This is a genomic window from Nannocystis pusilla (assembly GCF_020073745.1).
In the GTDB taxonomy this organism is placed as follows: Bacteria; Myxococcota_A; Polyangia; order Nannocystales; family Nannocystaceae; genus Nannocystis; species Nannocystis radixulma.
In genome coordinates, this window is sequence record NZ_JAIRAU010000001.1 from 1,537,579 (window position 1) to 1,550,770 (window position 13,192).

Genomic DNA, 13,192 nt, shown 5'->3' on the forward strand with positions numbered 1-13,192 from the left:
CGAAGGACATGAGAATCCTCGCGACGAATCAACGATGTTCACAGCTCGATTTCGCGCGAAGGTATTTCATGAAGGACGGCATGAGCAAGGCATTCCGCCCGTGGGAGATCGACCAACTCCAGCTCCTGCCGCCGTCCGTGGAGGCCGAGGGGATCGAGGAGCCGACGCGCGAGGACCTGGCGCGGCTCGATCGCAAGCGCCCGAAGAAGGGCTCGAACGAGGAGTGGGTGCACCCGCACGATCCCGAGGCGCAGATCATGAAGATGAAGGACGGCAGCACCCACCTCGCGCACAAGCACGAGCAGGCGGTCGACCTCGAGACCGGGGCGATCGTCGGCGTGACGGTGCACGGCGGCGCTGCGGGCGACGCGAAGACCCTCGAGAAGACGCTGGAGGTCGCCGACGCCAACCTCGCGGAGGTGCGCCAGGAGGGCTCGGAGAAGGCCAAAGAGCAGCTCGCCGAGCGCGTCGAGGAGGTCGTCGCCGACAAGGGCTATCACAGCAACGACGTGCTCACGAACCTCGAGGAGGTCGAGCGAGGTCACCGGCGGTGGGAGGGCAAGCAGGCCGAGCGCGACGCAGTCCGCCGGAATCGCCGCCGCATGAAACGGAGCTTCGATCAGCTCTTTTTAAAGTCCATCCTCGGGCACCCGGCCGTCCATTGCCCGCTGCCGGCGACGAGCTCGGCGAAGCACATGGCCGACAACGTGCGCGCGGGGTTCGGCCGCCTGCCCGACGCGGCCGAGCGCGAGAAGATCGCGGCGCTGGTGGCCGAGTGAGCGGGCGCCTTTTTCTAAAAGGTGTTCAGGCGAAGTTCCACGCGCGCGGCAGGCAGACGTACCAGTCGTCCTTGATCAGGTTGATCTGCGCGCACCGATGGCAGCGGCGAAACACGAACGCGCGGGTGAACGCCGGCGGGGCGGGGATGTCGGCCGCCGCGAGGGCGGCGGCCACGGCCGGCCAGCAGTCGGGGTCGGGGCAGTAACCGGTCGACTGATTGCTGATCTCGACCACGCGCCCGCCGCGAAACCGCAGCTCGCCGGCGGCGAGCACGACGTCCCCGCCGGCGCAGTCGATGTGCTCGGACCGGCGCGGGGCCAGGCGCAGCCGGCCCTGCCGGTCGACGACGTAAGTCGCGCCCTCGTCGCGGGCGTCCGGGTGGGCGACGAGCCACTGCTCGAGGTCGCGGCGGCTGCCGACGACCGCGCCGGGCTCGCCGCGCGGACGCTCGCGGATCGCGGGCGGGCCGATGTATTCATAAAGGGTCATGTGCGATAAGACATGTCGCATGGAGCATGTCGAAGAGGACATGCTGCGACGATCAGGCCGCGGGGCGGTCGCGGGCGCTGACGAGGCGGATCGGGGCGTCGGGGACGAGCTCGGCGAGCGGGTCGTCGTCGGTGATCTCGGCGCCGTCGGGGAGGAAGGCGCGGACCATGCGGGTGTGGAACAGGCCGCTGGCGAGGCCGAGCAGGCTGGCGAGGTGGCGCTTCTTGAGGAAGGCGCGCTCGACCCGGTCGCCCCATTGCAGCTCGAGCGGGAGCTCGGGGTAGTAAGAGGCGGCCAGCTTGCCGGTGATCTCGAACCTGGCCCCGCGCCCGGCCAGGGCGAGGGCGATCCGGGCGATGTTGTGACAGTCGTCGATGCCGCGGTGGTGGGTGCCGACGAGCTCGAGGCCGAGCGCCTGCAGCATCGCCGGCATGCCGGTGGTCCTGGCCTTCTTCATGCTGTCGAGGAAGACCTTCTTGACGTTGATCCACCGGCGATAGACGCGGGGCAGGGCGGTGATCGGCAGGCCGGCGGCGGCGCACTGGACCGGCAGCATGGTCTGGAGGTCCCAGTCGCCGCAGGTGACGAAGGCGAACCGCTCCGGGCCGCCGGCGGCGAGCAGACCGTGGCCCGCCAGCCAGGCCTGATGCGCGGCCAGGACGGGCTGGCGAGGCGGCGCGGGCGCGGCTGTCGTATGGACGCGAGCGGCACCCGGACCGACGCGGGAGCGCGACGCTCACGAGGACCGCGAGCCGCCTGAGCGCTCGTGGGCCGTGCTCCCGAGAGGGACGCACCCACGCCTGCGCCCGCTGGTGCTTCGCCGGCCGGACGGTCCGACACCTCGCCGCGGTAGCGCGACTCGCGAAACTCCGGCAAGCCCGCGCCGAAGAACCGCTCGCGGTAGCAGATTCGCGTGAGCCCCTGGTGGCGAGGGAGACGCCGCTGCTGCGGCTGGTGCTGCAGGGCGAGCTGCCCAACGAGGACACGTGGCTGCGCGAGTCGCAGCTCGAGTGACAGGGTGGCGTAGTGGACAGGTCGACATCCGGCCGCCTCGGCGCACGGCGCAGGAAGGGATCGGGACGCTCGCGTGCGCGTCCTGCTCCGTCGTCGGGCGGGCATGCGCAACAAGGCCTCGTCGCAGGCGCGGGCGGCCCGCGCTGTCGGCGATCCGCAGCCGAGATCGCCGACAGTGTCGGTCGGAGCCGACGCGTGCGTGCCCCGCGAATGCGCTCGAGCGGCGCGAACAGCCGCGCAGGGGCTGCGGGTCGCTGGCACGGATCGTGGATATGCACCCGCGTCTTCCGATGCGCGCGTGGAACAAAGCCGAAGGACTGTCTGGCGTCGAGTACTGGCGAGAGTCGGTGGCCCTCACCGCGAGCTCGCTGCGATCGGCGCTCACGACGCGGGTAGGGCCGAACATCGCCGCCGGGGTCACGGTGGCCCTGGTCGCGCTCCCGCTCAACATGGCGCTGGCGATCGCGTGCGGGCTGCCCGCGTCGGTCGGGCTGGTGACCGGCGCGGCCGCGGGCGTCATCGGCGCGGTGTTCGGCGGCTCGTCGTTGCAGATCACCGGCCCGGAGGTCGCGCTCGCCCCGATCACCTTCGAGATCATCTCGCGCCACGGATTCGACGGACTGCTGGTCGTCACGATCCTGGCCGGCCTGATGCAGATCGCGCTGGGCGCCCTGCGCGTCGGTCGACTGGTGCACGCGATCCCGGTCCCGGTGGTCGGGGGATTTCTCGCCGCGGTCGGGCTCATGGTGTTCGACTCGCAGCTCCCCGTCCTCCTCGGGCTGTCCGAGGAGGCGCGCCTCGTCTCGGAGATGACGCCCGCGCAGCTCGCCGGGCTCAGCTGGCCCTCGGTCCTGCTGGGTCTGCTGGTCGTCGGGATGATGATCGGCCTGCCGCGGCTCAATCGGCGCCTGCCGGCCCCGCTCCTCGCGCTGGCCGTGGCGATGCTCCTGGTCTCGGTGTGCGCGATGCCGGTGGTGACGATCGATCACTTCGATGGGGGGTGGCCGGCCTTCGGGCTCCCCGCGTTCGACGACAGCCGGCTCGGCGAGTACCTCGCCGAGGCCGTCGCCCTCGCGCTGCTGGCCTCGATGGATTCGCTGCTGTGCATGGTCTCGATCGACGCGCGGACCGGCGGGCGCAGCCGCACGGATCAGGACCTGGTCGCGCAGGGCCTGGCGAACATCGGCAGCGCGTGCTTCGGCGGCATGCCGGTCGCGGCCGCGGTGGTGCGCTCCGCGGCGGCGGTCGAGGCCGGGGCGACGTCGCGGCTGGCCCCGACGGTGCAATCCTTCGTGCTCGCGCTGGTCGTCGTCGCGTTCGCGCGGTTCGTCGGCCACGTCCCGCTGGTGGCGCTCGCCAGCATCCTGCTGGTGGTCGGGTGGCGGCTGTTCGACTGGGACGGCCTGCGCCACATGTGGGGGACGGCGAGGTTCGAGGTCGGGATCTTCGTCGGGACCGCGGCGGGGATCTTGCTGACGGACTTCGTGATCGGGGTGCTGATCGGGGTGCTGCTGGCCCTCGTGTTCTTCGCGCACCGCCAGCGCGAGCTGGTGAGGATGCGCCGACGCAACCTCGAGCCCGACCAGCACGCGCTGTACGAGAACCTCGACGGGGTCCGCGTGATCCACCTCGAGGGCCCGCTGTTCTTCGCCTCCCAGGCGAAGATCGACTCCCTGTTCGACGACCTGGACGGGGGCCGCCCGGTGGTCGTCGACCTGGCCGAGGTGCCGACGCTCGACACGTCGGGCGCGCGGGCGCTCGTCCGCGCCGCCGAGCGGCTCGCCGGCAGCGGCACCGACGTGTGGCTGAGCTCGCTCTCCGGGGAGGCCTCGACGATGCTCGCGCCGATCATCGCCGAGTCGAAGGCGCGGCTGCAGGTCAGCGACACCCTCGACGACGCGCTGCGCCGGGTCGCCGCGCGCATGGCCCGACCTAGCCGGGGCGCGCCGGGGCGCGCCGGGGGCCCCGAGGCGTCGACGACCGCGTCGAGCTGAGGGGGACGCGGGCATGCACGCTGTATTGAATCGAGGACGGCGCCCGGACGACGACCGCGCGGCGAGGTGTGTCGGGATCCCTCGACGCGGCGCGCCCGGGATCGCCGACAGGTGTCAGTCGCGCCCGACAGGCGAGCCGGAGCCGGCGCCGCGTGGTCGCATGATTTCCGGTTGGCACGAATCGTGGACGGTGGTCCGCACAATGCCGCGGGACCTACAATTCAGCCATCCGCCACCGAATGACGGGATCGACCGGGCGCGCTCGACGGGCGGCCTCGCGCCGGACGTCGCGCCGTCGCGGCGCGCACGACCCTTCGACGGGGGTCGGTCGCAGGACTACGCGACGGCGATGGCGGCGCTGCTGTTCCTCGGCGCCGGGGTCGCTTTCAAGGCGAGCGTCCTCCTCGGCGGCTCGTCCCACGTTTTCATGGTCGGCGCCGTGTGCCTGTTCCTCTCGCTGGACCTGCTGCTGGTCTTGCGGCTGCGCGCTCGCTCGCGCCGCCGCGCCGACGCGGGCGTGGCGGCCGCGCCGAGGCACGAGGCTCGACGATGAGTTCGAGCGGACCGCGCCGGCGCCGCCTGGCGGCGTTCGTCGAGCCCGCGCCGCGTGCCCCGGGAGCCGGGCGCGGCTCGCCGCGCGCGGCCCGGGCGGCGTCGCGGCCGGGCCCGGTGTCGCGGCGCGCCGCGGCGATTCCACGGCCACCTCCACGGGCGATACGCTCTTCGTATGCTGCAGGCCCCACGCACGGCTGACGAGCCTCGACCGCTCAACCCGACGCGCGGGCGGCTGCTGACGCGCCTGTCGCTGTCGCACGTGTTGCCGGTGCTGCTGGTCACGGCGGCGCTCGCGGTGCTGCTCGCCGCGACGGTGAAGGTCACGGCGGTTCTCAGCGCGCTCAACGACACCGAGCTGGTCGCGCTGCGCCACGAGGGTCGGCTCCATCGCGCGATGTGGGACATCGACGTGGCGCTGCGCCACGCCCACGACGCGTGCGCGGAGGGGGCCGAGCCGCCGGGGGCCCGGCTCCGGCTCGGGCCGCTCGTCGAGGTCCTGCGGCAGGCCGTCGCGTCGGCGCCGCCCGACGCGGCGATGCGGCCGATGGCAGAGGATTACCTCGCGCTGGCCGGTGACGTCGACGCGAGCGTCGTGTGCGACCGGCTGCTCGGCCGCGAGGCCGACATGCGCCGCGAGCAGCTCGACGAGAACCTGACGAACCTCTGGGTCACCCGCCTGCACGAGCTGCACGACGCCGTGACCCGGCGCGAGGAGGAGGCGCGCCAGATCGGCACCGCCGCGACGTGGGTCGGTCTGGCCCTCGCGCTCGTCTCGCTGCTGCTCGCGCTGCTGGTCGCGCGGCAGATGGCGCGCTCGGTCAGCCTGCCGCTGGTCAGCCTCGTCGAGGCGGCGCGGCGCGTCGGGACCGGCGACTTCGCCACGCCGGTCGCGGTCGACGGCCCGCTAGAGGTCCAGGTGCTCGCCGACGAGCTCGAGCGGATGCGCCAGCGGCTCGCGCAGCTCGACTCGCTCAAGCAGGGCTTCCTCGCCTCGGTGTCGCACGAGCTGCGCACGCCGCTGTCGAAGATCCGCGAGGCGCTCGCGTTGCTGAGCGACGGCGTGGTCGGCCCGCTCGAAGCGCGGCAGAGCCGGGTCGTCGAGATCGCGCGCGTCGCCTGCGAGCGGGAGATCCGGATGGTCTCGACGCTGCTCGACCTGTCGCGGCTGCGCTCGGGCAGCCCCCTGCGCCCGCGCGCGGGCAGCTCGATCGACGCGATCATCGACGGGGCCGTCGCCGACGAGTCGCAGGAGGCCGAGCTGCGCGGCGTCGAGATCGAGGTGGTCCGGCGCGGCGAGGCGCCGCACTTGCAGCTCGACCCGGTGCTGCTCGAGCGGGCGGTCGCCAACCTCGTGCGCAACGCGGTGTCGGTGTCGCAGCGGGGCCAGCGCGTGCTGGTCGCGCGCACCGTGGAGCTCGCGGAGGACGGCCGCGGCGAGGCGCGCATCGTCGTGACGATCCGCGACGAGGGGCCCGGAGTGCCCGCGGCGATCCGCGAGATCGTGTTCGACGCGTTCGTCACCCACGCGGTGCCGCAGTCGGGCCGGGTCCTCGGCGTCGGACTCGGCCTGGCGCTCGCGCGAGAGATCGCGCGGGCGCACGGCGGGGATCTCACGCTCGACGACGGCGCGAGCGCGGGCGCGACGTTCCGCCTGTGGCTCCCGGCGCAGCGACGGAGCGAGGGCCCGGCCGCGTGAGGCGGGCCGGCCAGACTCATCACCGAGGCTATCATGTCCCGAACCGAGCTCGACCCCTCGACCATGCCCTCCGGCCCAGCCCGTCCGCACGTCGTCGTCATCGACGACGAGAAAGACCTCTGCGAGCTGATCGCGCTGCGGCTCGAGCACAACGGCTATCACGTCACCTGCGAGCAGACGGCGCGCGGCGGGATCGAGGTGCTCGAGCGCGAGGTGGTCGACGCGGTGGTCCTCGACCTGCGCCTCGACGGCGAGAACGGCCTCGACCTGCTCGCCGCCATCCAGCAGCGCTCGCTCGATCTGCCGGTCGTGATCTTGACCGCCCACGGCACCATCGAGACCGCGGTCGAGGCGCTCCAGCGCGGCGCCTACGGCTTCCTCACCAAGCCCTTCGACGCCCACGAGCTGCTGCAGAAGCTGGCCCACGCCGTCGAGCGCGTGCGGCTGCGCCGCGAGATCGCGAACCTGCGGCGCATGCTGGGGAAGCCCGGCATCAGCGAGCGCCTGCTCGGCACCAGCGCGCGCATCGCCGCGGCGCGCGACCTCATCCAGCGCATCGCCCCCGCCGAAGCCACCGTGCTCGTGACGGGCGAGTCGGGCTCGGGCAAGGAGGTCGCGGCGCGCAGCATCCACGCCCACTCGTCGCGGCGCGACGGCCCCTTCCTGGCGATCAATTGCGGGGCGCTGCCGACCGAGCTGCTCGAGAGCGAGCTGTTCGGGCACGTCCGGGGGGCGTTCACGGGGGCGCTGCGCGACAAGGACGGGCTGTTCGCCGCGGCCGAGGGCGGCACGCTCCTGCTCGACGAGATCGGCGACGCGCCCCCGGCGGTGCAGGTCAAGCTGCTGCGGGTGCTGCAGGAGCGCTGCTACTACCCGGTCGGCTCGACCGAGGCGCGCAGCACCGACGTGCGGGTGATCGCCGTGACCAACAAGGACCTGCAGGCCGAGGTCGACGCCGGGCGCTTCCGCGAGGACTTGTTCTACCGCCTGCACGTGGTGCCGATCGTGCTCCCGCCGCTGCGCGAGCACCCGGAGGACATCCCGCTGCTCGCCGAGCTGTTCCTGACCCGCGCGGCCACGCAGTACGGCCTGCCGGCGCCGCACCTCAGCCACGAGGCGCTGCGGCTGCTGATGAGCCACGACTGGCCGGGCAACGTGCGCGAGCTGGCCAACGTCGTCGAGGGCGCGGCGCTGCTGACCACCGACGGGGTGCTGCGACCGGCGCACGTGCTCGCGGTGCTGTCGCGGCGGCGGTCGCCGGCCGGCGAGCACGGCGCCGCGGTCGCGGCCGCGCCGCCCGACACCCACGTGATGCCCGACGCCACGCGCTCGCTGCTCGCGGAGCTGCCGCCGTTGCGCGAGGCGCGGGACGCCTTCGACCGGGCCTACTTGCAAGAGGTGCTGCGCCGCTGCGGCGGCAACGTCAGCGCCGCCGCGAAGATGGCCGGCCGCAACCGCACCGATTTTCACGAGCTGCTGCGACGGCACGCGATCGTCGCGGCCGATTACCGCGGTTGAGCGCCCGGCGCCCCCCGGTCCGGCGGTCGACTCCCCGACCTCGCTCGGATCGGGAGGCTCGTGGGATCTCAGGAGAAAGACAGAGCGCCCGACAATCAGGGCCGCGCCGCGAAGCACACCACGCGCAACCCGGGCCCCCACAGATGCAGCAAGCCCCGTCCAATTGCAGTCATCAAAGTCACCTGTTCGCTCGCGGCAGCGCCCGGAGCGGGTATTGGCCATAGCGAGATGCATATTTCGAGAGACGATAATCGTCCTCTCCTTGACCGGTATTGTCGGGCGGGGCGCGGGCGTCACGTGACCTTGCATTGATTCTGATCGGCGGATGAGCCGCCCGTCGCGGACGGGGCCGCCGCACGATCGAGACCACCGGATCGCACGGCTTCCGCGCGGTCCGATCATCCCTGGAGGACCATGACCAAGCAAATCGTCCCGCCTCTCGAGGCACTGCGCCGGCTGATCGCCGGCAACGAGCGCTACTCGAACGACACCCGCAGCGTCCAGGTGCTCGCCAGCCAGCTCTCGCGCGAGGACCTCGTCGCCGGCCAGAGCCCGTTCGCGATCGTGCTGTCCTGCTCGGACTCGCGGGCGCCCGCGGAGATCCTGTTCGACCAGGGCGTCGGCGATCTGTTCGTCATTCGCGTGGCCGGCAACATCGTCGCGCCCTCGATCGTCGGCAGCGCCGAGTTCGCGGCCGCGACCTTCGGCACGCGCTTGCTGGTAGTGATGGGACACTCGGGCTGCGGCGCGGTCCGGGCGACGCTCGACGTGCTGCACGGCGTCGGCGAGATCGGCAGCGACAACCTGCGCGACATCGTCGACCGCATCCGCCCGATCGCGCAGACGGTGATCGAGCTCGCCGGCGGCCGCTCGCGCGAGGAGGAGCTCGCCGAGGCGATCCGCGCCAACGTCCGCCAGGCCGTGGCGCAGCTGTGCCACGGCAGCCGGATCCTCGAGGACCTGGTGCGCAGCGGCGAGCTCGTGATCGTCGGCGCCACGTACGACATCGCGTCCGGGCGCGTCGACTTCTTCGGCGTGCCCGAGGAGCTGCGCGCGGCCCTGTCGGCGCCGCGGCGCGCCTCGTGACGGGGCCGCGCAGGCGGAGCCGCCGCCGCGAGCGCACGCCGGGCGATCGCGGCGATGCGTCGGACATGCGGCAGAACGTCGGGTCGCCCGGCTGGCCGAGTGTCGGCATGAGGCGGCACTCGTAGCCGTCGCGCGGGCACTCGCTGTCGTCGGGGCACTCGACGGCGCAGGCCTCGAAGTCGCCGTCGGCGCTACTGCGTCATGAATTCGTCTGTCATGAGGCAGAACCTGGGGTCGCCCGACAGGCCGAGCGTCGGCATGAGGCGGCACTCGTAGCCGTCGCGCGGGCACTCGCTGTTCGCCTCGCATTCGACGGCGCAGGCCTCGAAGTAGCCATCGGCGCCGATACAGACGACGCCGCGGCCGCACGTGAGGTCGTCGAAGACATAGGGGGTTTGCGGCGGGAGCTCGCACAGCTTGCTGCAGTAGCCGCCCGGGAGCTCGTAGAGGCCGAGGACGTCGGTAAGGCACACGGCCCCGGCGCCGAGGATGGCGACGCATTCGTCGTCATCCGCGCAGGCGTGGCCATATTCGGACATCTTGCCTTGATCGGCGCCGGTGGTGCTGTCGGTGGTCGCGGCGTCGGTCGTGGTGGTGGTGGGCTCGGTGGTGGTCGGGCTCGCTGACGTGGTGGGCGGGGTCGTGCCCACCGAGGTCGCGCCGTCCGTCGTGGTGAAGGGTTCGGAGGTGGGCTCGTAGGCGGAAGTGGCGGAGGTGGCGCTGGTGCCTGGCTCGGAGAAGCTCGGGCAGCCGGCGAGCACGAGCACGAGCACCGCGAGTCGCGGGCGGGAGACGAGGCGATGCGACATTGGCCCTGGTTGTACCCCGGCGGCGGTCGCGGGTCACACGCCGCGGCTCACGGCGTGTGTCGATCGCCTCGCGGGCGGAGGCGCGGGCGTCGAGGAGCGCCGGCTCGACGCCCCGAGGGCTCCCCTGGCCGTGCGGCCTGTCGGGGCGCTGTCACCATTTCCGCCGGGATTTCACGCGACGCGGCGGCTCAGGCGCTGCGCTCCTCGTTGCGGGCGATCGTCTCGGGCGGGGGCGGCATGCGGCCGGCGGCGCGCAGGCTGCTGACCTTCTTGAGCACGTCGAACCAGAACGGGGCGCCGAGCGAGGCGGCGAGGCCGGTGAGGAGGAGGCCGAGGACCTTGTTGACCCACCACCACACGCTCTGCTGCGGCGGGTTGTCCTCCCAGCCGACGGGGATGCCCAATTGATTGATGGTACCGATGTCGGTCTGCAGCTGGCGCAGGGCGCTGGCGGTGGCCGAGGGCGCGGTCTCGGGGGCGGGCTCGGGCAGGGCGGTGTTGGTGGGCGCAGGCGCGGCGGCGGGGATGGTCGCGCGCGGGTCCTCGCGCTGGACGGTCTCGGTGGCCTGGGCGATGAGCGAGGCGCGGAGGACGGGGTCGTTGGCGAGGGAGCGGGTGATCCGGATGGCGTCGAGGTTGAGGGCGGCGACGAAGAAGATGGCGAGCAAGCTGCTCCACAGCTGGGCCCGACGGCGGTAGACCTCGCTGACGCGGTCCATGCCGGCGTTGAACCAGCTCTCGACGTCGCGCTGCAATCGATCGAGCTTGCCGAGCGCGCCGCGGGTGTCGGTCTCGATGTGGCTGACGAATGTCAACAGCGCGTCGGTCACGCGATCGCCGAGCTCGCCGCGCTTCGACTCGATCTGCGCCCGCATCTCGGCGGTGCTGCTCGTCACCAATTGCCCGCCCTTGTCGGCCGGGCGCAAGGCGATGTCGAGCAGCGCCATGGCGAACAGCCGCGGCGGGATGTACGAGGGGGCCTTGCGGTCGCCGCCGGTGCCGGCGTCGCGGTGGAGGCCGCGCAGCAGCGGGTGCTGATACAACGCGCCGGTGATGTCGGGCTGCCCGGCCGCGCCGGCGTCGCCCTCCTTGCCGACGAGCAGTCGCAGGCCGGCGGCGAGGTCCCTGGCGCGCCACTTGAACAGCGAGGCCAGCAGCTCGTTGCCCGCGGTGATGGCGAGGCTGGTGGCGAGGAACACGAAGATCAGTCCGATGGCGATGTCGAGGACGACAGAGTCGAACACGGCGGCCTCCTGCAGGCGAGCTCAAGGCTGCCAGGAAGGGGGGCGCGACGAAAGGCCGGCGCCCGGGGGCGCGGACGCGCGGGTCGGCGAGCGGTGTGCACATTCGCGGTGAATTCGCGCGGCGGGGGGCGACGGAGGTCGTGCGCCGCGAGTGGACGGCGTTCGCGGGGACGGCCGCGAGAGGGAGCGGTTTCGACTCCGGAGGCGGCCGCGGGAGCGACCTTCGTGGCCGAATTCAGGCTCGGTGCATCACGTGTCAGGCGGGCTGCGCTCATGGGCGCCGCGAGGCTCGGCGACTTCGTGACTGGGGTCCGGCTCAGAGTCGGCCTCAGGGCGACTTGTCGCCGCGCTTCGGCGGGCGGCGCTGGTGCAGCCAGCCGCGGTAGGCCTCCATGCGGGCGTGCTGGTCGGCGGGGGCGCGGAAGCTGCAGGTGGCCAGCTCGTCGCTGCCGTCGGGGGCGCCCCAGCGCAGCTCGGGGCAATCGTTGGGGTTGTAGGCGCGCTCGAGGGCGGCCTCGCGGTCGACGAGGTCGTGCAGGCTGACGGTCCACGGGCTGCCGTCGCTGCGGGTGTAGGTGATCGCGTGCTGGGGGTCGCGGAGCAGGGCCGCGAGTTCGTCGGCGAGCGCGGCGGCGCGGGCCTCGGGGTCGCCGTTCGTGACGTAGAGGTTGGGTCGCTCGCGCACGCGGTCGGGGAGGCGGCGGACGGCGTCGAGGGCGATCAGCAGGCGGAGGTCGCGGCCGGGGGTCGAGTAGCTCTCCCACGCGCCGGTGGCCTCGAACACCTCCCAGCCGCTCGGCATCGTGATCGGCCGCTTGCGCTCGCGGGCGTATTCGACGCCGCGTGCGACCGGCTCGACGCGGTCGCGCGCCAGTTCGGCCAGCGCCGCCACGGCCTCGCGCTGGATCTGCGACGGGTCCCACGGCGGCGCGTCGACCAGCGCGACGACGGCGTCGTAGAACGAGACGCCCGGCAGCTCGGCGTGGCCGGTCCAGATGTCCCCGAGGTCAGCCGACTCGAGGATCTCGGCGTCGCTCAGTTGCACGAGTTTGCCGCCGTCGCGCCGCACGATCGGGCGGAAGCGCTTGAAGCCGGTGCCGCCGTGCGCGGGGTCGGGGTCCCACAAGAAGGCGCCCTCCCAGAAGCGGCGGCGGGCGATGCTGCCGTCGGGGTTGCCGTCGACGGCGAGCAGGGTGCCGCGCTCGTCGCCCTCGGCGGGGAGGAGGTCGACGACGAGGAAGATGTGGCCGTGCGGGTCGGTGTAGACGGCGCCGGGGCGGAGGCCGCGGAGGTCGAGGCGCACGGGGTAGAGGTCGGCGGACGAGTCGCCGAGGGCGGTGCGCGCATTGCCGGCGTGGACGCCCCAGCCGATGTTGCGGAACAAAAATCGCTGGACCCGCGCGAGCTCGGTGGCCTGCATGGTGAAGCCGGGGCCGGGGTCGAGGTTGGTGCGCGCGTCGCCGCAGCGTGGGGCCTTGCCGTCGCCGCCGCGCTGGCACTTGCGATAGGCGAACGGGAGCCGGCGCTTCCACGACCAGTAGGCGCGCACGACGTACGGGAGGTCGGCGCCGTCGGGCTTGAGGCGCAGGGCGACGGCCTGGTCGAGGTCGTCCTCGCGCAGGCCGAGCGCGTCGTGGAGGAGGTTGCGCGCGGGGTCTCCGGTGGCCTGGTCGAGGCGGGCGAAGCCGGCCGCGTCGCCGCGCGGGGCGGCGAACAGCTCACGCAGCCAGGCGCTGTAGAGGGCCTCTTCGGCGGGGGTCCAGGCCCGCTCGACCGGCCACGCGCGGCCCTTCGGGGCGAAGGGCGGGCGCTCGGGCGGGGTCGTGACGACCTGTACTTTGCGACAGGCGATGGCGACACCGTCGTGCACGACGGCGATCGTGTACTCGCCGGCGGCGTCGGGGGTCCAGGTGGCGGTGGCGGACGAGGGCAGGCCGAGGCGCGCCCGGGTGGCGAGCGGCTCGTCGTCGTCGCCGAGGATGTGGAGCGAGAGCGGGACGTCGTCGG

10 protein-coding genes and 1 pseudogene are annotated in these 13,192 nt (G+C 72.9%); 6 read left to right on the forward strand and 5 right to left on the reverse strand.

Going from position 1 to position 13,192, the window contains the following annotated elements:
- Nucleotides 1–80 precede the first annotated feature (80 nt).
- Entirely contained in the window at nucleotides 81–779 is a 699-nt protein-coding gene (locus K7C98_RS45445; RefSeq protein ID WP_224190582.1) for a transposase, read from the forward strand.
- Between the two features lie 25 nt (nucleotides 780–804).
- Here the strand turns inward: K7C98_RS45445 and K7C98_RS06075 are convergent, their stop codons facing one another.
- Together K7C98_RS06075 and K7C98_RS06080 are read right to left on the reverse strand one after the other, a co-directional pair.
- Nucleotides 805–1,269 carry a hypothetical protein gene (locus K7C98_RS06075; RefSeq protein WP_224190583.1) on the reverse strand — a complete coding sequence of 155 codons (465 nt, stop codon included), beginning with the start codon at nucleotides 1,267–1,269 and terminating at the stop codon, nucleotides 805–807.
- A 52-nt stretch (nucleotides 1,270–1,321) separates the two neighbouring features.
- Nucleotides 1,322–1,942, reverse strand: a pseudogene (locus K7C98_RS06080) (3'-5' exonuclease); the annotation flags it as partial.
- A gap of 613 nt (nucleotides 1,943–2,555) precedes the next feature.
- Between K7C98_RS06080 and K7C98_RS06085 the strand changes: the two are divergent.
- The 5 genes from K7C98_RS06085 (at nucleotide 2,556) to K7C98_RS06105 (ending at nucleotide 9,132) form a co-directional block, all read left to right on the forward strand.
- Complete coding sequence (locus K7C98_RS06085) at nucleotides 2,556–4,277, forward strand: SulP family inorganic anion transporter (RefSeq protein WP_224190584.1); 1,722 nt, start codon at nucleotides 2,556–2,558, stop codon at nucleotides 4,275–4,277.
- A 349-nt stretch (nucleotides 4,278–4,626) separates the two neighbouring features.
- Nucleotides 4,627–4,830, forward strand: a complete 204-nt coding sequence (locus K7C98_RS06090; protein WP_224190585.1) for a hypothetical protein — start codon at nucleotides 4,627–4,629, stop codon at nucleotides 4,828–4,830.
- Between the two features lie 174 nt (nucleotides 4,831–5,004).
- Nucleotides 5,005–6,528, forward strand: a complete 1,524-nt coding sequence (locus tag K7C98_RS06095; RefSeq protein WP_224190586.1) for a sensor histidine kinase — start codon at nucleotides 5,005–5,007, stop codon at nucleotides 6,526–6,528.
- A 33-nt stretch (nucleotides 6,529–6,561) separates the two neighbouring features.
- Complete coding sequence (locus K7C98_RS06100; protein WP_224190587.1) at nucleotides 6,562–8,046, forward strand: sigma-54-dependent transcriptional regulator; 1,485 nt, start codon at nucleotides 6,562–6,564, stop codon at nucleotides 8,044–8,046.
- 414 nt (nucleotides 8,047–8,460) lie between these two features.
- Nucleotides 8,461–9,132: a carbonic anhydrase gene (locus K7C98_RS06105; RefSeq protein ID WP_224190588.1), complete on the forward strand. Its 672-nt coding sequence runs from the start codon at nucleotides 8,461–8,463 to the stop codon at nucleotides 9,130–9,132.
- A 191-nt stretch (nucleotides 9,133–9,323) separates the two neighbouring features.
- Here K7C98_RS06105 and K7C98_RS06110 read toward each other — a convergent pair whose 3' ends face one another.
- From K7C98_RS06110 to K7C98_RS06120, 3 genes are all read right to left on the reverse strand, one after another.
- Nucleotides 9,324–9,941 carry a hypothetical protein gene (locus K7C98_RS06110; RefSeq protein ID WP_224190589.1) on the reverse strand — a complete coding sequence of 206 codons (618 nt, stop codon included), beginning with the start codon at nucleotides 9,939–9,941 and terminating at the stop codon, nucleotides 9,324–9,326.
- A 188-nt stretch (nucleotides 9,942–10,129) separates the two neighbouring features.
- Complete coding sequence (locus K7C98_RS06115; RefSeq protein WP_224190590.1) at nucleotides 10,130–11,185, reverse strand: hypothetical protein; 1,056 nt, start codon at nucleotides 11,183–11,185, stop codon at nucleotides 10,130–10,132.
- Between the two features lie 328 nt (nucleotides 11,186–11,513).
- Nucleotides 11,514–13,192, reverse strand: a 1,679-nt coding sequence (locus K7C98_RS06120) for a hypothetical protein (RefSeq protein WP_224190591.1), incomplete at its 5' end; no start/stop codon positions are given.